Annotated in this window: 25 protein-coding genes; 14 read left to right on the forward strand and 11 right to left on the reverse strand. The window is 72.0% G+C overall.

What is annotated here, in order from left to right:
* On the reverse strand, positions 1 to 1046 hold a 1046-nt coding region (locus M8C17_RS15455; protein WP_308209436.1), incomplete at its 3' end, for a UDP-N-acetylmuramate dehydrogenase.
* Between the two features lie 70 nt (positions 1047 to 1116).
* Here M8C17_RS15455 and M8C17_RS15460 point away from each other — a divergent pair.
* From M8C17_RS15460 to M8C17_RS15485, 6 genes are all read left to right on the forward strand, one after another.
* On the forward strand, positions 1117 to 1875 hold the full coding sequence (locus M8C17_RS15460) for a maleylpyruvate isomerase family mycothiol-dependent enzyme (RefSeq protein WP_252417162.1): 759 nt from the start codon (positions 1117 to 1119) through the stop codon (positions 1873 to 1875).
* Positions 1876 to 2072: 197 nt separating this feature from the next.
* On the forward strand, positions 2073 to 3377 hold the full coding sequence (locus M8C17_RS15465) for an ABC transporter substrate-binding protein (protein WP_252417163.1): 1305 nt from the start codon (positions 2073 to 2075) through the stop codon (positions 3375 to 3377).
* Between the two features lie 109 nt (positions 3378 to 3486).
* Positions 3487 to 4482, forward strand: coding sequence for a carbohydrate ABC transporter permease (locus tag M8C17_RS15470; RefSeq protein WP_252417164.1), 996 nt, complete (start codon positions 3487 to 3489; stop codon positions 4480 to 4482).
* Entirely contained in the window at positions 4479 to 5312 is an 834-nt protein-coding gene (locus tag M8C17_RS15475) for a carbohydrate ABC transporter permease (protein WP_252417165.1), read from the forward strand. The genes M8C17_RS15470 and M8C17_RS15475 overlap by 4 nt, the downstream gene beginning before the upstream one ends.
* Positions 5309 to 6691, forward strand: a complete 1383-nt coding sequence (locus M8C17_RS15480; protein ID WP_252417166.1) for a GH1 family beta-glucosidase — start codon at positions 5309 to 5311, stop codon at positions 6689 to 6691. The genes M8C17_RS15475 and M8C17_RS15480 overlap by 4 nt, the downstream gene beginning before the upstream one ends.
* 19 nt (positions 6692 to 6710) lie before the next feature.
* The gene (locus M8C17_RS15485) at positions 6711 to 7718 is read left to right on the forward strand and encodes a LacI family DNA-binding transcriptional regulator (protein ID WP_252417167.1); all 1008 of its coding nucleotides are present in this window, start codon (positions 6711 to 6713) and stop codon (positions 7716 to 7718) included.
* A gap of 73 nt (positions 7719 to 7791) precedes the next feature.
* Here the strand turns inward: M8C17_RS15485 and M8C17_RS15490 are convergent, their stop codons facing one another.
* A complete protein-coding gene (locus tag M8C17_RS15490; RefSeq protein ID WP_252417168.1) occupies positions 7792 to 8469 on the reverse strand; it encodes an LPXTG cell wall anchor domain-containing protein in 678 nt (225 codons plus the stop codon).
* Positions 8470 to 8644: 175 nt separating this feature from the next.
* On the opposite strand from M8C17_RS15490, the gene M8C17_RS15495 reads away from it, so the two are divergent.
* Both M8C17_RS15495 and M8C17_RS15500 read left to right on the forward strand, forming a co-directional pair.
* The gene (locus M8C17_RS15495) at positions 8645 to 9058 is read left to right on the forward strand and encodes a RidA family protein (protein WP_252417169.1); all 414 of its coding nucleotides are present in this window, start codon (positions 8645 to 8647) and stop codon (positions 9056 to 9058) included.
* A 1-nt stretch (position 9059) separates the two neighbouring features.
* Positions 9060 to 9956, forward strand: a complete 897-nt coding sequence (locus tag M8C17_RS15500) for a GNAT family N-acetyltransferase (RefSeq protein ID WP_252417170.1) — start codon at positions 9060 to 9062, stop codon at positions 9954 to 9956.
* Between the two features lie 21 nt (positions 9957 to 9977).
* On the opposite strand, the gene M8C17_RS15505 is transcribed toward M8C17_RS15500, so the two are convergent.
* The gene (locus tag M8C17_RS15505) at positions 9978 to 10493 is read right to left on the reverse strand and encodes an O-acetyl-ADP-ribose deacetylase (RefSeq protein WP_252417171.1); all 516 of its coding nucleotides are present in this window, start codon (positions 10491 to 10493) and stop codon (positions 9978 to 9980) included.
* Position 10494: 1 nt separating this feature from the next.
* Positions 10495 to 11286, reverse strand: a complete 792-nt coding sequence (locus tag M8C17_RS15510; protein ID WP_252417172.1) for an EI24 domain-containing protein — start codon at positions 11284 to 11286, stop codon at positions 10495 to 10497.
* 198 nt (positions 11287 to 11484) lie between these two features.
* On the opposite strand from M8C17_RS15510, the gene M8C17_RS15515 reads away from it, so the two are divergent.
* From M8C17_RS15515 to M8C17_RS15535, 5 genes are read left to right on the forward strand one after another with little or no spacing between them, the layout of a single operon-like run.
* Entirely contained in the window at positions 11485 to 12393 is a 909-nt protein-coding gene (locus M8C17_RS15515) for an ABC transporter ATP-binding protein (protein ID WP_252417173.1), read from the forward strand.
* An 11-nt stretch (positions 12394 to 12404) separates the two neighbouring features.
* Positions 12405 to 13139 (forward strand): ABC transporter permease, encoded by a 735-nt coding sequence (locus M8C17_RS15520; RefSeq protein ID WP_252417174.1) that lies wholly within the window; start codon positions 12405 to 12407, stop codon positions 13137 to 13139.
* 10 nt (positions 13140 to 13149) lie between these two features.
* Positions 13150 to 14421: a sensor histidine kinase gene (locus M8C17_RS15525; protein WP_252417175.1), complete on the forward strand. Its 1272-nt coding sequence runs from the start codon at positions 13150 to 13152 to the stop codon at positions 14419 to 14421.
* Positions 14418 to 15059, forward strand: a complete 642-nt coding sequence (locus M8C17_RS15530) for a response regulator transcription factor (RefSeq protein WP_305884697.1) — start codon at positions 14418 to 14420, stop codon at positions 15057 to 15059. Before M8C17_RS15525 ends, M8C17_RS15530 begins: the two co-directional genes overlap by 4 nt.
* Positions 15060 to 15082: 23 nt before the next feature.
* Positions 15083 to 16051 carry a YafY family protein gene (locus M8C17_RS15535; protein WP_252417176.1) on the forward strand — a complete coding sequence of 323 codons (969 nt, stop codon included), beginning with the start codon at positions 15083 to 15085 and terminating at the stop codon, positions 16049 to 16051.
* Here the strand turns inward: M8C17_RS15535 and M8C17_RS15540 are convergent.
* Together M8C17_RS15540 and M8C17_RS15545 are read right to left on the reverse strand one after the other, a co-directional pair.
* Positions 16042 to 16956, reverse strand: a complete 915-nt coding sequence (locus M8C17_RS15540; RefSeq protein ID WP_252417177.1) for an SDR family oxidoreductase — start codon at positions 16954 to 16956, stop codon at positions 16042 to 16044. The genes M8C17_RS15535 and M8C17_RS15540 overlap by 10 nt on opposite strands.
* A gap of 84 nt (positions 16957 to 17040) precedes the next feature.
* Positions 17041 to 17490 (reverse strand): VOC family protein, encoded by a 450-nt coding sequence (locus M8C17_RS15545; RefSeq protein WP_252417178.1) that lies wholly within the window; start codon positions 17488 to 17490, stop codon positions 17041 to 17043.
* A 67-nt stretch (positions 17491 to 17557) separates the two neighbouring features.
* Between M8C17_RS15545 and M8C17_RS15550 the strand changes: the two genes are divergently transcribed.
* Positions 17558 to 18181 (forward strand): ABATE domain-containing protein, encoded by a 624-nt coding sequence (locus M8C17_RS15550; RefSeq protein ID WP_252417179.1) that lies wholly within the window; start codon positions 17558 to 17560, stop codon positions 18179 to 18181.
* A 46-nt stretch (positions 18182 to 18227) separates the two neighbouring features.
* Here the strand turns inward: M8C17_RS15550 and M8C17_RS15555 are convergent, their stop codons facing one another.
* From M8C17_RS15555 to M8C17_RS15575, 5 genes are all read right to left on the reverse strand, one after another.
* Positions 18228 to 18965, reverse strand: a complete 738-nt coding sequence (locus tag M8C17_RS15555) for an alanyl-tRNA editing protein (RefSeq protein WP_252417180.1) — start codon at positions 18963 to 18965, stop codon at positions 18228 to 18230.
* 11 nt (positions 18966 to 18976) lie between these two features.
* Positions 18977 to 19864 (reverse strand): alpha/beta fold hydrolase, encoded by an 888-nt coding sequence (locus M8C17_RS15560; protein WP_252417181.1) that lies wholly within the window; start codon positions 19862 to 19864, stop codon positions 18977 to 18979.
* Positions 19861 to 20175, reverse strand: a complete 315-nt coding sequence (locus M8C17_RS15565) for a DUF2516 family protein (protein ID WP_030327754.1) — start codon at positions 20173 to 20175, stop codon at positions 19861 to 19863. Before M8C17_RS15565 ends, M8C17_RS15560 begins: the two co-directional genes overlap by 4 nt.
* Before the next feature lie 71 nt (positions 20176 to 20246).
* A complete protein-coding gene (locus M8C17_RS15570; RefSeq protein WP_252417182.1) occupies positions 20247 to 20966 on the reverse strand; it encodes a hypothetical protein in 720 nt (239 codons plus the stop codon).
* Complete coding sequence (locus tag M8C17_RS15575; RefSeq protein WP_252417183.1) at positions 20963 to 21589, reverse strand: helix-turn-helix domain-containing protein; 627 nt, start codon at positions 21587 to 21589, stop codon at positions 20963 to 20965. Before M8C17_RS15575 ends, M8C17_RS15570 begins: the two co-directional genes overlap by 4 nt.
* Positions 21590 to 21637 lie beyond the last annotated feature (48 nt).

Genomic DNA, 21637 nt, shown 5'->3' on the forward strand with positions numbered 1-21637 from the left:
AGGGTCACGCCGAACCGGGCGTGCACGGTGTCGCGGATGTCGGCGGCGAGGGCGAGCAGGTCGGCGGTGCGGGCCGTGCCGCTGCGGTTGGTGAGGGCGAGGGTGTGCTTGCTGGAGATGGCCACTCCGTCCGGGCCCGGGTGACCCTTGGCGAAGCCGGCCTTGTCGATCAGCCAGGCCGCGCTCACCTTCACCGTGTCGTCGACCCCCGGCCAGGCCGGTGGCTCGCCCAGCTCGGCGGCGCGCTCGAGGAGCAACTCGTACGTCGCCCGGTCGAGCACCGGGTTGGTGAAGAAGGAGCCGACCGAGCGGGTGTCGGGGTCGGTGGCATCGAGCACCATGCCCTTACCGGCGCGCAGCCGCAGCACCGCCGAGCGGGCGTCGGCCAGCGGGACCCGCTCCCCCACCTCGACGCCGAGCGCCCGCGCCAACTCGGCGTAGCGCACCGGACCGGACAGCGGGGACCGGGCGAGCCGGAAGTCGACGGAGAGCACCACCCAGCGGTCCCGGTACTTGAAGATGCTGCCCCGGTAGGCGAACCCGCAGTCGGTGGCGGGAACGACCTGGCGGGTGCCCTCGACCCGGTCGTACACCTCGACCCCGGTGATGGTCTCGGCGACCTCCTGGCCGTACGCGCCGACGTTCTGGATGGGGGTGGCACCGGTCGAGCCGGGGATGCCGGAGAGGCACTCCACGCCGGCCCAGCCGTTGGCCACCGTGGCGGCGACCAGGTCGTCCCACGGCTCGCCGGCCTCGACCCGTACGGTGACCGACCCGGCGTCCTCGGCGACGACCCGCAGGCCACGGGAGCGGACCAGGACGACGGTGCCGGGGAAGCCGGCGTCGCCGATCACCACGTTGCTGCCGCCCGCGAGGATCAGGACCGGCTCGTCCCCGGCCTGGACCGCTCGAATGATCTCGTCGGCACTGTTCGCGGCCACGATCCGCCCGGCCGGCCCGCCCATCCGCAGCGTGGTGTAGCTGGCCAGTGGACCAGGGATGGCACGATCGGCTTCGGTTGTCGACTGGGCGTAGGCGTCTGACACGTCTTTCACCTTAGGCTGAGGGGTAGCCGTGGCACCCACTGGTCGCCCGGCACCCCCGGGAGGATGGCAGATGAGCAGACTGCAGGGCAGCAAGGATTTCTGGATCGGTGCGCTCCGGACGGAGGGTCCGGCCTTCGCCGCAGCGGTGGCCGAGGCGCCGCCGGAGACACCGGTGCTGTCCTGTCCGGGCTGGACGGTCAACGATCTCACGCTGCACCTCGCCGGCATCTACCACTGGGTTTATTCGTTCGCCGGCTCCGGTGTGACCACCGCGCCGGCCCCCCGGGACCGGTCCGGGGCGGGCACGGGTGTCAGTGCTCTCCAGTTCTGGCAGCAGGGGTACGACAAGCTGATGGTCCTCCTCGACGGGCTCGACCCGGAGGCCCCGGCGTGGAACTGGGCCCCGCAGCCGAAGAGGGCCGGCTTCTGGCCGCGTCGGATGGCGCACGAGACGGCGGTGCACCGCTGGGACGCCCAGCTCGCCATCGCCGCCGGTGACCCGGTGGAGTCCAAGCTGGCGGCCGACGGGGTGAGCGAGGTGCTGGACACCTGGCTGCCCGCAGGCAGGCGGCAGGTGGCGGGCGACTGGCACGGGGTGGTGCAGCTGTCGGCGACCGACGCGGCCCAGGACTGGTACCTGCGGCTGCGCGGCCAGGGTGTCGCGCTGCTCGACACCGCGACGATCTTCGACCACGACGACCACCACGCCCGGGCACAGGTGAGCGGCACGGCGAGCGACCTGCTGCTGGCGCTCTGGGGCCGGATCAGCTTCGAGACGCTGGACGTCGCCGGCGACCGCACCCTGCTCGGCGGCCTGCGTACCGGCTGACCGCCAACCGGACATTCGTCGAGGGCGTCACCCCACCGGGGTGGCGCCCTCGTTTCGCGTCGATGTCCGACGGCCAAGAACGAAAACGAGAGAGCGCTCTCTTGACAGCGCGGAAGCGACCGGACACCCTGTCGTGAGAGCGCTCTCCCAGCCACTCCGAACACCACCCGACCACCTTGAGAGGGGTCCGAATTCCCATGGCTGTCTTCCCGCGCCGCCGCCTCGCCGCGGTGGCTCTCGCCGCCGCCACCGCCCTGCTCGTCACCGCCTGCGGCGGCGCCGACGAGGCGGACGGGGACGGACCGGTCACGCTGACCGTCGACGTCTTCGGCCAGTTCGGCTACGAGCAGCTCTACCAGGAGTACATGACCGCGCACCCCGACGTGAAGATCGTCGAGCGCGGCACCGGCACCAACCTCGACGAGTACTCACCGAAGCTCACACAGTGGCTGGCCGCCGGCCGGGGCGCCGGCGACGTGGTGGCCATCGAGGAAGGGCTGATGGTCGAGTACAAGGCCAACCCCGGCAACTTCGTCAACCTGCTCGACCACGGCGCCGCCGACCTCAAGGGCAACTTCCTCGAATGGAAGTGGAACGCCGGGCTGACCGCCGACGGCAAACAGCTGATCGGCCTCGGCACCGACGTCGGCGGCATCGCCATCTGCTACCGCAAGGACCTCTTCGAGAAGGCCGGCCTGCCCACCGCGCGGGACGAGGTCTCCAAGCTCTGGCCGACGTGGCAGGACTACATCGCCACCGGAGAACGGTTCGTCGCTGCGAAGACCGGGGCGTCCTTCCTCGACGCGGCCACCAACACCTTCAACACCATCCTGCTCCAGACCGCCGGCAACACGACCGGCTACAGCTACTACGACACCAGCGGCAACCTGGTCGTCGACAGCAACCCGGCGGTACGGCAGGCCTATGACACCACCATGGACATCATCGACTCGGGCCTCTCCGGGAAGTACGGCTCCTGGTCCGAGGAGTGGGTCTCCGCCTTCAAGCAGTCGAAGTTCGCCACCATCGCCTGCCCCGCCTGGATGACCGGCGTCATCGAGGGCAACGCCGGCCCGGCCGCCCAGGGCAAGTGGGACATCGCCCGGGTGCCCGGCGACGGCGGCAACTGGGGTGGGTCGCACCTCGCCGTGCCCAAGCAGAGCAAGCACCAGGCCGAGGCGATCGAGCTGGCCAAGTTCCTGACCAGCGCCAAGGGCCAGATCGGCGCGTTCAAGGCCAAGGGCCCGCTGCCCTCCTCGCCCCAGGCGCTCGACGACCCGGCGATCGCCGGCGCGACCAACGCGTACTTCTCCGGGGCACCTGTCGGCGCGATCTTCGGCACCGGCGCGAAGAGCCTGAAGCCGGTCTACATGGGCCCGAAGAACCAGGCCGTCCGCACCGAGGTGGAGAACGCCGTACGGACCGTCGAGCTGGGCCAGCGCAACCCCGAGCAGGGCTGGGCCGACGCGGTGGCCAACGCGAAGAAGGCCGCCGCCAAGTAGCCCCTTCCCACCCCGCCGATCCAGGGCGAACCGTCGTGACCGGAGATGAGCTGGCCGCGACACGCCCTGGATCGGCGCGGGACGGGAGGCCGGAAAGGAGCTCTCGGGCATGACCGTTCAGCTTGACGCCCGGCCGCCGGTCGCACCGGCGGCCGGTGGCCATCGCCGATCGTCGGGGCGGCTCAGCCGGCTCGACACGCGCTACTCGCCTTACCTCTTCGTCGCACCGTTCTTTCTGCTCTTCGCGGTGTTCGGGGTCTACCCGCTGATCTACACGTTCTGGGTCTCGCTGCACGACTGGGACCTGCTCGGCACCGACCATCCGTTCGTCGGCGCGGCCAACTACACCCAACTGCTCGCGGACGGCGACTTCTGGCACGCGGTGGTCAACACGCTGGGCATCTTCGTGATCTCCACCGTCCCGCAGCTGCTGGCCGCGCTCTGGCTGGCCAACCTGCTCAACCGGGGGCTGCGGGCCCGCACCGGCTGGCGGATGGCGGTGCTGGTGCCCAACGTGACCTCCACCGCCGCCGTGGCGATCGTGTTCGGGGTGATCTTCGGCCGCGAGTTCGGCATGGCGAACTGGCTGCTCGACATGGTCGGCCTGGACCCGATCGCCTGGAAATCCGACCGGGTCGCCTCCTGGGTGGCCATCTCCGCCATGGTCGACTGGCGGTGGACCGGCTACAACGCCCTGATCCTGCTGGCCGCGATGCAGGCCATCCCCCGCGACCTCTACGAGTCGGCCTCGATTGACGGCGCCAACCGGGTCCGGCAGTTCTGGTCGATCACCGTGCCGCTGCTCAAGCCAACGATCATCTTCTGCGTCATCATCGCCACCATCGGCGGGTTGCAGCTCTTCACCGAGCCCCGGCTGTTCCACTCCGGCACCAACCCAATCCGCGGCGGATCGCTGCGGGAGTCGCAGACCGTGACGATGTACATGTTCGAGAACGCCTTCGCACCGCACTACAACTTCGGGTACGGCTCGGCCGTGGCCTGGCTGCTCTTCGCGCTCATCGCGCTCGTGGCGGCGGTCAACGTGCTGGTCCTGCGGCGGCTGGGCGGGTCGGGCATGGGGCCCGGGAAGGGAGCGGACCGATGAGCCGGCTCTGGCGGGCGAGCCCGCTGACGTACCTGGCCCTGGTGGTCGCCGCAGGGATGTCGATCTTTCCGATCTGGTGGATGTTCGTGGTGGCCAGTCGGTCCAGCGACGCGATGGGTCAACTGCCGCCACCGGTGACCCCCGGCGGCAACCTGGGGGCCAACATCGCCCGGCTGTTCGACAACACCGACGCGTACTTCCTGACCGGACTGATCAACTCGACGATCGTGGCGGTCACGGTGACCGTGTCCGTGGTGTTCTTCGCCAGCCTGGCCGGGTTCGCCTTCGCCAAGCTCCGGTTCCGTGGCCGCAACGCGCTGCTGCTGACGGTCATCGCGACGATGATGGTGCCGACCCAGCTCGGCGTGATCCCGCTGTACATGCTGATGACCCGGCTGCAGTGGAACGACCGGCTGCCCGCGGTGATCGTGCCGGCGCTGGTCACCGGGTTCGGGGTGTTCATGATGCGGCAGTACGCCGGCCAGGCGGTCAGCGACGAGCTGATCGAGGCCGCTCGGATGGACGGCTGCGGCACCCCCCGGATCTGGTGGCACGTGGTGGTGCCCGCCCTGCGGCCGGCCGCCGCTGTGCTCGGCCTGCTCACGTTCATGACCACCTGGAACGACTTCCTGTGGCCGTACGCTGTGTTGAACGACCCGGCGAACCCGACCGTGCAGCTCTCCCTGCGAGCGCTGTCGGACGGGTACTACCAGGACATGTCGCAGGTGTTCACCGGGACGGCCATCGCGACGCTGCCCCTGCTGCTGGTCTTCGTCCTGTTCGGTCGGCAGATCATCGGCGGGATCATGGAAGGTGCGGTCAAGGCGTGAATGAACTGCGGTTTCCCGAGCACTTCCTCTGGGGAGCGGCCACCGCCGCTTACCAGATCGAGGGCGCGGCCAGCGACGACGGACGCGGCCCATCCATCTGGGACACCTTCAGCCGCACACCGGGGAAGGTGTACCAGGGCCACACCGGCGACGTCGCCTGCGACCACTACCACCGCTACGGCGACGACGTCGCGCTGATGGCCGAGCTGGGGCTGCGGGCGTACCGGTTCTCGGTCGCCTGGCCCCGGATCCAGCCGGACGGCACCGGCCCGGTCAACCCGCGTGGGCTGGACTTCTACGACCGGCTCACCGACACACTGCTCGACCGGGGGATCGACCCGATCGTCACCCTCTACCACTGGGACCTGCCGCAGGCCCTGGGCGACCGGGGCGGCTGGACCAACCGGGACACCGCCGAGCACTTCGCCACGTACGCCACGGCGGTGTACGCCCGGCTCGGCGACCGGGTGGACGTCTGGACCACGCTCAACGAGCCGTGGTGCTCGGCCTACCTCGGCTACGGCAACGGGGTGCACGCCCCGGGTGAGCAGGATCCGGCGGCCGCCTTCACCGCCGTACACCATCTGCTGCTCGCGCACGGCCTCGCGGCGCGGGCGTTGCGGTCGGCCGGCGCAGGCAGCGTGGGCATCACCCTCAACCCCGCGGACGTGCAGCCGGCCGATCCGCAGAGCGCGGCCGACGCCGCCGCGGTCCGCCTGGTCGACGGCCTGCACAACCGGATCTTCCTCGACCCGCTGCTGGCCGGTGGCTACCCGGACGACGTGCGGGAGCACGTGGCGCGCATGGTCGAACCGACGTTCATCCGGGACGGCGACGAGAAGCTGATCGCCGCCCCGATCGACCTGCTCGGCATCAACTACTACCAGCCCAGCTACGTCGCCGGGCGCCCCGACGGCGCGGGTGGCGGTGGCGCCTACCCGGGCACCGAGGGTGCGGTGCAGTTCCTGCCGCCGACCGGGCCGCTCACCGACATGGAGTGGATGATCGAGCCGGCCGGGCTGACCCGGCTGCTGGAGCGGATCGCCACGGACTACCCCGGGGTGCCGCTGCTGATCACCGAGAACGGCGCGGCGTTCCCCGACAAGCCGGGCGCCGAGTCGGCCGACGGGCCGGGGCAGGTGATCGACACCGACCGGATCGCCTACCTCGACGGGCACCTGCGGGCCGCACACGAGGCGATCTCCCGGGGCGTGGACCTGCGCGGCTATCTCGTATGGTCATTCCTGGACAACTTCGAGTGGGCGGAGGGCTACCGCAAGCGGTTCGGGATCGTGCACGTCGACTACCTGACCCAGCGGCGCACACCGAAGGCCAGCGCCCGGTGGTACCAGGAGGTGATCTCCCGGAACGGGCTGTGACGAGCGGGGGGAGGGCGCGATGACGACGGCGCAACGGCCGACGCTCGAGGCGGTGGCGGCGCGGGCCGGGGTGTCCCGGGCCACCGTGTCACGCGTGGTCAACGGCTCCACCACCGTCGCCGAGCCGATCCGGGAGGCGGTCAACCGGGCGGTCGCCGAGCTGGGGTACGTGCCCAACCTCGCCGCCCGCAGCCTGGTCACCCAGCGCACCGACTCGATCGCCCTGGTCATGCCGGAGGCGGCCACCCGGGTCTTCTCCGACGACCAGGTCTTCCCCGGCATCATCCGGGGCGTCAGCCAGGAGTTGGAGGCCGCCGACAAGCAGTTGGTGCTGATGCTGGCCGGCTCACCGGCCGGGCACGACCGGGTCGAGCGGTTCACCACGGGCCGGCACGTCGACGGGGTGCTCTTCGCCTCGCTGCACGGCGCCGACCCGTTGCCCGGAACGCTGGCCCGCCTCGGCATCCCGGTGGTGTGCAGCGGCCGTCCGCTCGGCGACGTGCCCGTGCCGTACGTGGACGTCGACCACGTCGGCGGGGTGACGGCGGCCGTACGGCACCTGATCGACAGCGGTCGCCGACGGATCGCCAGCATCGCCGGCCCGCAGGACATGGTGGCCGGGATCGAACGGCTCGCCGGCTACCGCAGCACGGTGGCCGCCGCCGGGCTGCCCGAGTTGGTCGCGGTCGGCGACTTCACCCGAGAGTCCGGAGCCGCGGCGATGCACCGGCTGCTCACCGAGCATCCCGACCTGGACGCCGTCTTCGCCGCCTCCGACCTGATGGCGCACGCCGCTCTGCGGACGCTGCGCGAGGCCGGCCGGCGTGTGCCGGAGGACGTCGCGGTGGTCGGCTTCGACGACATCGAGACCGCCGCGTACACCGAGCCGCCGCTGACAACGGTCCGGCAGCCGATCGTGGAGATCGGCCGACGGATGACCCGGCAGCTGCTCCGGCTGGCCGCCGGCGAGTCCATCGAGCCGGCGGTCATGCTCCCCACCGAACTGATCCTGCGCGACTCGGCGTAGCCCGGGGCCCTCCTCGACGAGGAGGGCCCCGGGGACACGGCCGGAGGGTCCGTGTCCGCTGCGGTGCTGACGATCAGCCCTCCGCGTCCCGGCGACGGCGTACGGCAATGAACGCGGCACCGAGCGCCACCGCACCCAGGCCGAAGATGGCCATGGGCAGCAGACTGCCCGCCGACGTGCCGGTGATCGGCAACTCGCTCTTCGTCGGGGTGGCCGTGGGCGGCGCGGTGGTGGTGGGCGGCGCGCTCGTCGGCGGCTGGGTGGTGGGCGGCGGCGTGGTCGGCTGACCGCTGGCGGCACAGGTTTGGGTCAGCACGAAGAACCCGGCCTCCCCGGTGATCACCGCACTGGCGTCGGTCAGCGTCCAGCCGGCAGGCAACCGGATCCACGCCTTGCTGGTGCCCATGTCGTTGACGATCGCACCGCCGTCGACCGGTATGGTCCGGCTCACGGTGCCGTTGTTCGGGATGCTCCAGGTGCCCGTGACCGTGAGGAACTGACCGGAGGTCTGCGGGTTGCCCGGCAGGTTGAAGACCCACACGTCCTGGTTCGGGAACGGCCCGCCCCCGAGGTTCGGATCGCAGTTCTGCGTGAAGGCGGCCGCTGTCGTGGGGACGTTGCCGGGGTTGATGTCGATCGTGCTGGGCGGGGGCGGCTGGGTCGGCTGGGCCTGGGCGGCGCTTGCCGCCCCGGTCAGGAACGCACCGGCTGCTACACCTGTGGCGACGAGCTTGACGAGTGCTGCTCTCATGTCTCCTCCATGATTTGTTGCTGATAGAGACGTTCGTACCGACTATGAAAGTTAGTCAGGACCTGGCCGATAAGTGCGTGATTCGGCTGTTTTGCGTAGGTCGACCGCATCACGGCTAGGCTCCCGGCCGGTTAATGCGTCGCCCAGGCACCCGATCGTCGCTAGCGTCGCCGGCATGCCGGATCCCGTCGCGCTGCTGCATGTCCCTGCCCTCTCCGATGTCGCCGAGTACGCGTACGCGGCCACCGTCGAGCCACCCGCCCGGCTGGTGTTCACCGCCGGCGCGTGCCCGCTCGACGCGGAGGGGCGAACCGTTGCGCCGGGCGACCACGCCGCGCAGGCCCGGCAGGTGATGGCGAATCTGGAGACCGCACTCGGGGCCGCCGGTGCCCGGCTGACCGACGTGGTCAAGACCACGGTGTACGTGGCGTCGTCCGACCAGGCCGATCTCGTGAAGGTCTGGGAGGTGGTCCGGGACTCCTTCGGCGACCACGACCCGCCGAGCACCCTGCTCGGGGTGGCCGTGCTCGGCTACACCGACCAGCTCGTCGAGGTCGAGGCCGTGGCCGCCGTACGGATGGCGGCCTGACATGCGGATCCGTGTGGCGCAGCCCGACGACGCCCCGGCCGTGGTGGCGCTGCGGGCACTGGTGTACCCGTACCTGGTGCGCGGGGTCGAGTCGACCCGGAAGATGATCGCCGAACCGCCACCGGAGGAGGGGTGGACCGCCTTCGTGGCCGAGGTCGACGCCCAGGTGGTCGGCTGGGTGTCGGCTCAGCGCGTCGGCTGGACCTCGACCGCGGACGTCGGCGACATCTCCCTGCTGCACGTGCACCCGGAGCACCGGCGACGCGGAATCGGCACCGCGCTGCTGACGGCCGCGACCGGTCACCTCGCCCCGCTGGGGATCCATCGACTGCGCACCTGGGCGCAGCCGGACGCCTTGCCGTTCGCCCACAGGCACGGCTTCCAGTCCAGCCGCGAGGTGCGCTACTCGGCGCTCGACCTGGATCCGGCGCCCGCGTCACCCGAGCCGCCGCCGGGCGTACGGCTGCGTCCGATCGCCGAGCTGGACCCGCACCTGCTGTACGAGGCGGACGCCGCCTCGGCGGTCGACGAGCCCGGCGACGTGCCGGTCGACTCGATCAGTTACGAGAGCTGGCAGTACGACGTCTGGGACAACCTCGGCCTGGACAAGCAGGCCAGCACGGCCGCCGAGGTCGACGGGCAGATCGCCGCGTTCAGCCTCGTGAAGCGCGACGGGGAGCGGATGTGGTCGGACTACACCGGCACCGTCCCCGCGTACCGGGGTCGTGGGCTGGCCCGACTGGTCAAGACGGCGGCGCTGCACCGGGCCGCCGCCGGCGGCGTCCGAGTCGCGTACACGTCGAACGACGAGGCCAACGCGCCGATGCTGGCGATCAACGCGCGGCTCGGCTACCGGCCGGTCGCGGCACAGTGGTCCTGCCTGGCCGAGCTGACCTGATCAGCCGGGCGTCGGGTCGGGTCAACCGGCGTCGAGGACCTGGCGCGCCGTGGCGTGGGTGTCCGCCCCGAAGAGCACCAGCCGGGCCTCGGTGACGGCGGCCGGCGAGGCCGCGCGCAACACCGACAGTGCCTGACGGACCGCGTCGTCGACCGGCCAGCCGTAGACGCCGGCCGAGATCAGCGGGAACGCCACGGTGGCCACGCCCAGCTCGTCGGCCACCCGGAGGCTGTTGGCGTAGCAGTCGCGCAGCAGCGGCGAGCGGTCCTCGGTGGCCGACCAGACCGGCCCGACGGTGTGGATCACCCAGCGGGCCGACAGGTCTCCAGCCGTGGTCGCCACGGCCTGCCCGGTGGGCAGGCCCCGGCCGTACCGCGATGCCCGCAACGCCCGGCACTCCGCGAGGATGGCCGGCCCGCCGCGCCGGTGGATCGCCCCGTCGACTCCGCCGCCGCCGAGCAGGGACGAGTTGGCCGCGTTGACGATCGCGTCCGCCCGCTGCGCGGTGATGTCCCCCTCGACCAGGGTGATATCCATGTCAGCGCTCCTCGATCGGCTGGCCGAGCGAGCGGCGGGCCAGCAGGGTGGCACCGGCCACCGCCGCCGGCATGACCAGCACGGCGCCGAGCGGGATCAGGAAGCAGAGGAACACCGCCACCCCGAAGCCCAGCGCGGCGGGCCGGTCGGCCTTGAGGATCGACCGGCGCTCCGGCAGCCGCATGCCGCGCCGGTAGAACGGGGCGCCGACCAGCTCCACGGCCAGGAACCAGCCGCCCACCGCCGCCCCGATCACCGGGACCACCGTCTGGCCGACCACCGGGATGAAGCCGGCGAGGAAGAGCGGGATGCCGACCAACGCCGTGAGGGCCACCAGCCGTACCGAGTCGGCGAGGCTGCGGCGCAACGACGACCAGAAGGAGACCTCCACAGCGCCGGGAGTGCCCCCCAGCCGTTCCTCTACCCGCTCGGAGATCTTCTCGTAAAACGGGTCGCCGATGACCAGGGTGACGGCGGTGAAGCTGACCACGGCGAGCAGGCCGCCGAGGCCCAGGAAGGCCAGCCCGGCGATCACCCGGAGCAGGTTGCGGGCGGTGGTCGACCAGTCGTCGGCGAACGGGGTGACCAGGGCGGCGATGTCGTCCACGAAGTACACCAGGGTCGCGAACGCGGCCACGAAGAGCACACCGGAGATCAACGCCGGCACGATGCCGAACAGCATCAGCTTCGGGCTGCGCACGTAGAGGCCGAGCCCGCGCAGGAGCAGGCCGACCCCGGCGAAGAAGCGTCCGACGACCCCGGTCACCGGGCTGGCGATTCTGCTGGCGTCCACGACCGAGCAGCCTAGCGATCACCGCGGACCGCCGCCGGGCGGCGCGTCAACAGCAGTGCCATCCCCGGCACATCAACCGGTTGGTGGATCGCCGGGGTCAGCCGCCGCCGCGAACGATCATCAACGGCTGGTCGATCCGCCGCCGAGCCGACACCCCCAGGCTGAGGAGGCACAGCTACGACGGCGGAGGGCGGCACCATGCCGGTCATTGAGGTGACCAGTCTGCACAAGCGGTACGGCGACCTGGTAGCCGTGGACGACGTGTCGTTCACGGTGGCGGAGGGGGAGATCTTCGGGGTCCTCGGCCCCAACGGCGCCGGTAAGACCACGACCGTCGAGTGTGTCGCCGGGCTCCGCGTCCCGGACGGGGGCGGGGTGTCGGTCCTCGGGCTCGACCCCCGCCGGGACGCGGCCCAGCTCCGCCAGCGGGTTGGCGTGCAGCTCCAGGAGAGCCAACTGCCGGACCAGCTACGGGTCGCCGAGGCCCTGGATCTGTACGCCTCGTTCTACCGCGACCCGGCCGACCCGGCGCACCTGATCGACACGCTGGGTCTGGGCGACAAGCGGAACACCGCGTACAAGAAGCTCTCGGGCGGCCAGAAGCAGCGGCTGTCGATCGCGCTGGCGCTGGTCGGCAACCCGAGGGTGGCGATCCTGGACGAGCTGACCACCGGGCTGGACCCGCAGTCCCGGCGGGACACCTGGACCCTCATCGAGCAGGTCCGGGACAGCGGCGTGACGATCGTGCTGGTCACCCACTTCATGGAGGAGGCCGAGCGGCTCTGCGACAGGGTCGCCGTGATCGACCGGGGACGGGTCGTCGCACTGGACAGCCCGGCCGGCCTGGTGTCGACGGTGGCTCCGGAGCAGCGGATCCGGTTCCGGCCGTCCGCCTCGATGGACGACCGGCTCCTCACCGACCTGCCCGAGGTGACCGCCGTGCAGCGCACCGGCAGCCAGGTGGTGGTGACCGGCACCGGTGACGTGCTGCACGCGGTCACGTCGGTGCTCGCCCGCAACCAGATCGTCGCCGCCGACCTGCGGCTGGAGCAGTCCACCCTCGACGACGCGTTCGTCGAGCTGACCGGGCGCCGGCCCGCCGAGTGAGAGGGAGCGACATGCACGCCTTCGGGCAGATCCTCAAGATCGAAACGAGACTCTTCCTGCGGGACTTCGGCTCGCCGCTCACCACCGTCGTGTTGCCGCTCGCGCTGCTGGTGGTGTTCGGGCTGATCCCGGCGGGGCGCCAGCCAGAGGAGCAGTTCGGCGACCTGTCGTTCATCCAGTACTTCGCCCCCTCGCTGCTGGTGATCACGCTCGCCATGTCGGCGGTGAACATCCTGCCCACGGTGCTGGCCACCTACCGGGAACGTGGGGTGCTCCGCAGGCTCGCCACCACCCCGGCCAGCCCGGCCGCCCTGCTGGCCGCCCAACTGGTCATCTCGCTCGCCACCATCCTGGTCAGCGCCGTGCTGCTCATCGTGGTCGGCCGGTTGGCGTTCGACGTGCCACTGCCCCGGCGTCCGCTGGGCTTCACGCTGGCCCTCGTCCTCGGTACGGCCGCCCTGCTGGCGCTGGGCCTGCTGGTGGCGGCGGTGGCGCGGACGGCCAAGTCGGCGCAGGGGTTGGCCGTGCCGTTGTTCATGGCGGTCATGTTCTTCGGCGGCGTCTACGTGCCCCGGTTCCTCCTGCCGGACTTCCTGGTGCGGATCGGCGACTACACGCCACCCGGGGTGCAGGCGCTGCTCGACGCCTGGACCGGGACGTCACCACACCCACTGCACCTCGGGATAATGGCCGTGGTCGCGTTGGCCGCCGGTGCGACCGCCTCGAAACTCTTCCGTTGGGAGTGAGCGAAGACCGATGACCAGCATCGCCGAACAGGTCGACCGGCTGGCCGTGTGGGAGGCGCGCGAGGCGAGCGTCTACCGGGTCGCGCCCTTCCTCGGGCTGCTGGTCGGGACGGTGCTGGCACGCTTCGCCCCGGCCCCGGGCAGCCTGCCGTTCCCGCCGACCCTGGCCGTCGCCGTGGTGGCCGGCTGTTGGGTCGCCTGGTTCATCACCCTGCACCCCGGGTGGATCACGCGGCAGGCGTTGATGGCGGTCTACTACGTCGGGCTGCTCGTCTCCAGCGCCGTGCTGGTGGTCGCCAGCCCGTGGTACGGCTTCTTCGCCTGGGTCGGCTTCGTGCACGCGTTCCTCGTGCTTCCCGGCCGATGGCGGTTCGCCGGGGTGGCCGTGACCGGCGTGCTGGTCGCCACCGCGCAGAGCGCGGGCCCACCGTCCTCGGCGGCGCACTGGCTGCTCTGGTCGGTGCTGGTGCTGTTCAACGCCGGAGCGGCCGGCGCCGTGAGCTGGTTCGGCACAGTCACCGAGCGGCAGAACGCCAACCGCAAACTGCTGGTGGAGGAACTGGCCGAGGCCAACCGGAGGCTCGCCGACACCGCCCGGGAGAACGTGGGGCTGCACGCCCAACTGCTCACCCAGGCCCGGGAGGCCGGCATCCTGGACGAGCGCCAGCGGATGGCCCGGGAGATCCACGACACCCTGGCCCAGGGGTTGACCGGCATCATCACCCAACTGGAGGCGGCCGAGCAGACCCGCGACCGTTCCGCCGACTGGCGCCGGCACGTGGACAACGCCATCGCCCTCGCCCGGGAGAGCCTCACCGAGGCCCGCCGCTCGGTGCGCGCGGTCCGCCCGGAGCCGCTGGAGACGGCCCGGCTGCCGGACGCCCTCGCCGAGCTGGGTGGCCGCTGGTCGGCCCTCAACGGTGTACGCGCCGAGGTGGCCACCACCGGCACGCCCCGTCCGCTGCACCCGGAGGTCGAGGTGACCCTGCTGCGGGCCGCCCAGGAGGCGCTGGCCAACGTGGCCCGGCACGCCGCCGCGTCGCGGGTGGGGCTGACCCTGTCGTACATGGAGGACGTGGTCACCCTGGACGTCCGCGACGACGGGACGGGATTCGACGTCACCAACCAGCCGGCGTCCCGGGAGCCGGGCGGCGGGTACGGGCTGACCGCAATGCGGCAACGGGTGACCCGGGTTGGCGGTGAACTGGCCGTCGAGTCCGAGCCGGGCGGCGGCACGGCGGTCTCGGCGTCCGTCCCGGCGCTTGCCGGGGGTGCCGGTTGACCACCCCGGTCCGGCTGCTGATCGTGGACGACCATCCGGTGGTGCGGGACGGGCTGCGGGGGATGTTCACCGGCGACCCGGGGTTCGACGTGGTGGGCGAGGCCGCGGACGGGGCCGAGGCGTTGGCCCTGGTCGAGACGCTGCGTCCGGACGTGGTGCTGATGGACCTGCGGATGCCCGGGATGGACGGGGTGACGGCCATCGGCCGGTTGGCCCGTTCCGGCAGCGCTGCCCGGGTGCTGGTGCTCACCACGTACGACACGGACGCCGACGTGCTGCCGGCGATCGAGGCCGGCGCGACCGGCTACCTGCTGAAGGACGCGCCCCGCGAGGACCTCGTCCGAGCGGTACGGGCCGCCGCCCGGGGTGAGTCGGTGCTCGCGCCGAGCGTGGCCGGCCGGCTGATGGGACGGCTGCGCGCCCCGGCCGAGGAGCCGCTCAGCCACCGCGAGTTGGAGGTGCTGACCCTGGTGGCCCGGGGCGCCTCGAACCGGGAGGCGGCGGCCCGCCTGTTCATCAGCGAGGCCACGGTCAAGACGCACCTGCTGCACGTGTACGCCAAGCTCGGGGTCAACGACCGGGCCGCGGCCGTGGCCACCGCGTACGACCGGGGCCTGCTCACCCCCGGCGGGCGGTGAGTGGGACCGGGCAGGATGGGCGGGTGCGCGCCTCCCGACTGATCTCGCTGCTGTTGCTGTTGCAGGCGCGCGGGTCGATGACGGCGGCTGAGCTGGCGCGGGAGCTGGAGGTCTCCGAGCGCACCGTCTACCGGGACGTGCTGGCGCTCTCCGCCGCCGGGGTGCCGGTCTACGCCGACCGGGGTCGGGCCGGCGGTTACCGACTGCTCGGCGGCTACCGGACCCGGCTGACCGGGCTGACCCGGGACGAGGCGGAGGCGCTCTTCCTCGCCGGACTGCCCGGTCCGGCCGGTGACATGGGGCTCGCCGACGCGGTCGCCGCCGCCGAGTTGAAGGTCCTCGCCGCGCTGCCGCCCGCACTGCGGGACGCGCCGGCCCGCGCCGGACAGCGGTTCCACCTGGACGTGCCGGGCTGGTTCCGGGAGACCGGACCGCCGCCCTGGCTGGCCGAGCTGGCCCGGGCGGTCTGGCGGGACCGGGTGGTGCACCTGCGCTACCGGCGCGGCGACCGGGAGGTGACCCGCCAGGTCCGGCCGTACGGGCTGGTGCTCAAGAACGCGGTCTGGTACCTGGTCGGCCTGGTCGGCGACGACGCGCGCACCTACCGCGTGGACCGGGTGACCGGGGTCGAGGTGGGCGAGGAGAGCTTCAACCGGGACGAGGACTTCGACCTGGCCGGATACTGGCGTGAGCAGGCCGGGTCGTTCCTGCGGACCATGCTGCGGGCCGAGGTCACCGTCCGGTTCAGCCCGGCCGGCCTGCGCCAGCTCCGGCACCTGGTGGACGCCCCCTTCGTGTACGACGAGGTGGTCGCCGCCGCCACCCAGCCCGACGGGCAGGGCTGGGTGACGGCCCGACTGCCGGTCGAATCCGTCGCGGTGGCGTACCACCAACTGCTCGGACTCGGCCCCGAGGTGGAGGCCCTCGACCCGCCGGAGCTGCGGGAGATGTTCGCCGAGGCGGCCGAGCGGTTCCGCGCGCTCTACCGGTAGCCGGTGACGTCGGCCGGCTTACCGGCGTCGACCACCTCCGTGATGTACCGGAATGCCTCCGGCTGGCTGCCGTCGACGTCGGTGAACCCGTACACCTTGGACAAAGTGCCGGCGTCGACGGACATGCCGTTCCAGCGGGCCTTCTCCTCGTCCGCGGCGAGCGCGGCCACCGCGCGTCCGACGAAGGCCGGGGTCTCCGAGATGAGGAAGTGCGGGTCGGTTGCGGCCCCGTCGCGCCAGTTCTCCTCGGTCACGCCGAAGTGCTCCAGCATGGCCTCCGAACGGATCCAGCCGGGGGTCAGCGCGACGGCGGTGCCGCCGTGCGGCTTCAGCTCGTGCCCCTGGCTGAAGCCGAGCCGGTTGACCGAGGTCTTGGCCAGGTCGTAGAAGACCGAGAGACGGTAGTTCTGGTCGTTGTACGCCTTGGTGCCGTCGCCGATCTCCACGACCAGGCCGCCGGGCCTGCGGATCAGCAACGGCAGCGCGAAGTGGCTCGTGATGATGTGCGTGTCGATGGCCAGCCGCAGGGTGCGGAAGCCGGCGTCGAGCGGCTGCTCCCAGACCGGCTTCTCCCAGGTGACCAGCGGGTCGCCGCCCCAGATGTCGTTGACCAGCACGTCGAGGCGCCCCTGCTCGGAGTCGATGCGGGCGACCAGGTCGCGGACCTGCTCGGGCACCAGGTGGTCGACCCGGACCCCGATGCCGGTGCCGCCGGCGGCGGTGACCAACTCGGCGGTCTCCTCGATGGTCTCCGGCCGGTCCATCTCCGAGCGGCCGGCCCGGCTGCTGCGGCCGGTGGCGTAGACGGTGGCCCCGGCCGCGCCGAGCTGGACCGCGATCTGCCGCCCCGCGCCCCGGGTGGCGCCGGCGACGAGCGCGATCTTTCCTGTCAGCGGTTGTGTCATGCCTCCGAGGCTGTCAGCCATACCTGACAGCCCCCGTCCGATTTTACGAATCCGGTGCTGCCCGGCCCGGTGGCCGCCCGGGTGTCACTGCACGTCGAACTCGTTGCCCTCCGGGTCGACCATCGTGGTGTGCCGGCTGCCCCGGTCGGCGACCTCGCGCAGCACGGTCGCACCGAGCCCGACCAGCCGCTGCACGGTCGCCTCCCGCTCGTCCGGGCCGGCGTGCAGGTCGATGTGCAGCCGGTTCTTGACCTGCTTGGGCTCCGGCACCGCCTGAAACAGCAGCCGGCGGCCGAGACCGATGCCGCTGACCGGCTGGACCGGGTCCTCGGGGTGACGGACCGCCGCGAGCTCCCGGAACGCGAGGCGACCGTCGGTCTCGACGTACGCCTCCGGCCCGATCGCCCCGGACGTGGCCAGCTGATCGATCAGGGCGCTGTTGTCCTCGACCTCGTAACCGAGCGCGGCCGCCCAGAACCGGGCCAACGCGATCGGCTCCGCGCAGTCGACGACGAGCTTCCATTCCAGAGCCATCGGGTTTCCTCACCTTCGTGACGACCGCGCCATGCGGACGGGTCCTGTAACCGTTTATAGTGGTTACGTGACCGACGTCGCAAGTGGAATCACCCTGGTGTCGCTGAGAGGGACCAGCTTTCTCTTCGATCCCGGCGCACTCTGCCTGGAATTCCTCACCACCGGCGGGCCGGGCATCGGCGCCCGCTACGAGGTGATGCACGCTCCGGCGGATCTCGCCGACTGGTTGGCGCGGTCCCGCCTGCGCCTGGACCCGGCTCAGGTCGACGTCCAACCGGCGGAGCTGGCCGACGCCCGGCGGCTGCGGGACGCGCTGTGGCGACTGGTCTGCGCCCGCACCGGCACCCGGCCACCCGCCGAGACACCCACCGACTTCGACGCGACGCCCGACGACCTCGACATCCTCAACGAAGCGGCGGCCGCCGCGCCGCTGGCCCCCCGGCTCGACCCGGACGGCACGCGGCGCTGGGTGCTCCCGGCCAGCGGCCGACAGGCCCTGGCCAGCATCGCCCGGGACGCGGTCGAGCTCTTCAGCGGGCCGTACGCCGACCGGATCCGGGAGTGCGGCGCGCACAACTGCTACCTGGTCTTCGTGGACACCTCACGCCCCGGGCGGCGCCGCTGGTGCTCGATGGAGCGCTGCGGCAACCGGCACAAGATCCGATCGCTGCGCGCCCGCCAGGAGAGCTAGTCCGCCAGGCGACAGCGCCGCCTAGTCCGCCAGGCGACAGCGCTACCTAGTCCGCCAGGCGGACGCGGACCCGGCGATTGGCCCGGCCCTTGCTCTCGACCTTGACCACCTGCACCTTGCCGATCTGGGCGGTGGACGCGACGTGGGTGCCGCCGTCGGCCTGCACGTCCAGGCCGACGATGTCGACGATCCGGACCTCCTGCTCGTCCGGCGGAATGAGGTTGGACTGGGTGCGGATGATGTCCGGCAGGGACAGCGCCTCGGCGCGCGGCAGCACCCGGACGGCGACCGACCGGTCGGCGGCCACCTCGGCGTTGACCAGCTCCTCGATCCGGCTCTTGAAGTCGGCCGGCACCTCGGGGAGGTTGAAGTCCATCCGGGCCTCGCCCGGTTCCATCGAGTTGCCCGTGACGAGTGCGCCGAAGTCGCGGAACACCACCCCGCAGAGCACGTGCAGCCCGGAGTGGGTGCGCATCAGTCGGGTGCGGCGCTCGTCCTCCACCGCGCCGACGACCTCGGTGCCGGCCGGCGGCAGTGGATCACCCTCGGCGGGGATCAGGTACGGGTCGTCGCCCTTGCGGGTGCCGACGATCCGGGTCTGCACGCCCTGCCAGAGCAGCACGCCGTGATCCGGCGGCTGACCGCCCCCGCCCGGGTAGAAGGCCGACCGGTCCAGCACGATGCCCTGCTCCGGGTCGGCGTGCAGAACCGTGCAGGTCCACTCGCGCAGGGTCGGGTCGGCGAGGTCCAGCCGGTGCGTCCGGCCATGCTGTGTGACACCCATGGCAGGGGACGTTACTCGTTGAGGAAGCTGGACACGCGCTCCCGCAGGTCGGCGCGTTCCGTCCAGAGCACGCCGGGCCGGTCGTACACGTGCAGGGTGGCCTGGGGCAGCGCGGAGGCGAGCTGCTCGGCGACCTCGACCGGGTGCAGGTCGTCGCCCGCACAGCCGATCACCAACGCCGGTGCGGTGACCGCCGCCAGGGCGGAGGCGTCGCGCAGCGGCGCCTGCTCCGGGAGAGTGGCCAGCCCTTCGGCCAGACCGTCGCGGAGCAACTGGTCGAGCCGCTGCCGCAGGTACGCCCAACCGGCCGGGGTGTTGCGGACCGCCGTCGGCAGCTCGAGCGAGACGACGTCGGCGACCGCCGAGGCGTCACCGCTCTCCACCGCCTCCAGCAGGGCCGTGACGCGTTCCCGGGCCACCGGCCCGCGCGGCTGGTCGAGCACCGCCGGCAGGAAGAAGACCAGCTTCTCGAAGCGGTCCGGGCTCTCGACCAGCAGCCGGCACAGCGCGCCGGCGCCGAGGCTCGCCCCGAACGCCCGGCTGGCACCGCCGAGATCCGCCACGGCGCGCAGATCCCGGGCCAGGTCGAGATAGCTCCACGGCCCGGCCGGCGCGTCGGATCGGCCGTGCCCGCGGAACTGGAAGAACACCTTGCGACCGGTCACCCCGCTGCCGAACGGGCGGGTGGTGGCGATGCCGTTGCCCAGCCCGTGCGCGAAGACGGTGACCGGCTCACCGGTGCCGGTGACCAGCCGCTCCAACCGCACGCCGTGCGGCGTGGTGATCAGCTCGGTCTCCGGTTCCGGCAGCGCCGGCCGGCCGGTACGCGGACCACCCGGACCGGGCCCCCAGGTGCGGGGCCCGCCGTCCGGTGGAGGCGGCCAGCGGAAACCCCTCACCAGAACCCTTTGCCGTCACTCAGGTCGCGCAGGCCGACCCGGACGTCGAGCAGGTAGATGAGGGCGGCGGCGATGCCGATCAGTCCGAAGAGGCTGATCGGACCGAAGCCCAGCAGGGTGAGCACGAGGCAGACCGCCAGGATGGCGATCCAGCCACCCTTCGGCAGCGTCCCGATGGCGGGGAAGGCGTCGGAGCGCTGCGTGACGGCGTGCACCAGCGCGACACCCTGGATGATCAGCGCGAAGACGAGCAGGATCAGCTCGATCACGTAGCGGACTTCGAACGCGAAGATCGGCGCGGCGTTGGCCATGCCGGCAAGCTTATGTCCACGACCCCGACTACGTCCGACAAGGACGCCGCCGGGGTCGTGGACAGCACGAACTACTCGGCCGCCGGGCGGGTCCGCTTGGTGGCCCGGGGCAGCTTCGCCGACGGGGTCGAAGCCGGCTTGGCGGCCTTCGGCGCCCGGGCGGCCTTCTTGACGGCGACCGGCTTGGCCTCGGCGATCTCGGCGACCTCGGCCGGGCTCGGCACGTCGGCCGGGCTGGCCGGGGCGGTGGCCTCGGTCGGAGCGGCCGGGGTGGCGGCCTCGGTCGGGGCGGCGGCCGGCGTGACAGCCTGGGTCGCCTCGATGTCGGCGTTGACCGTCTCGGCGGCCTCCAGCACGCCAGCGCCGACGACCCGCTCACCGCGGGCGACCAGCGCGCCGTACGCGGCGAACGCCCGCTCCTGGGCGGCCTGGGCACCGGCGACCACCACGGCGGCGTTACGGGTCGCGGCGGCGCGCAGCCGGTCCAGGTCGGCGACCTCGCGGAGCTTGGCCAGGTCGGCCGACTCGCGGAGCTTGGCCAGGTCCAGCTCGGCCTGGGCCCGGCCGCGCAGGCTCTCGGCGGTCTCGTTCGCGGTACGCAGGGTCTCGGTGGCCTTCTGGCGCAGCTCGAAGCCGGTCAGCACGGCCCGGCCACCCAGATCGGCGACGACCCGGGTGCCGAGGACGCCGACCACGCTCGGCAGCTTGCGCAGCTGCTGGAGGGCCAGCTCCCCGGCGCCGGCGGCGGCGTAGATCGGGGCGGGGATGCGGTTGGTCTTCGGCTCGGTCATGAGGTTTCCTCCTCGGCCGCATCGGCGGCCTTCCGGACCGCCGGACCGGCGGCCTTCTTCTCGGGGGTGTTGGTGCTGGTCGGGGCGGGGGTGGAGCCCGCCTCGGTGACGGCCACCGACTCGAGTACGGCCTCGGTCGGGGTGCCGCCCGCGGTGGTGGGGCCGGTCGCGGCCAGGTTGGCCACATCGGCCGGCTCGTCGGCGACGTCGGTCGGGGTGGTGATCCGGGCCCCGCCGCCGGTGGTGTCGATGTCGGTGTTGGTGCCCTCGGCCTCGGCCAGGCGGACGTTCTCCCGGCGGAAGGTCTCGTAGATCTGGCTGAGCGACTGCTTCTGGGCCATCGTCAGGTCGGCGTCGACCGCGATGGCGGCGAGCACACCGTGCCCCTCCTTGTCGTCGAGCAGCCCGGCCCGCAGGTACATCGCCGGGGTGGACACCCGCAGGGCGCTGGCGAGCTGCTGGAGCACCTCGGCACTCGGCTTGCGCAGGCCGCGCTCGATCTGGCTGAGGTACGGGTTGCTGACCCCTGCCTGCTCGGCGAGCTGCCGCAGCGAGATTTTCGCGTTGCGCCGCAGATCGCGGATGAACCCGCCGACGTCGGGGAGGTCCTTCGGTGTGGCCATGACGCTGACGCTAACCGGCGTTGCTAACTCCTGCAAGCAAAACGCTAG

The organism is Micromonospora sp. RHAY321 (assembly GCF_023896955.1).
Classification (GTDB): Bacteria; Actinomycetota; Actinomycetes; order Mycobacteriales; family Micromonosporaceae; genus Micromonospora.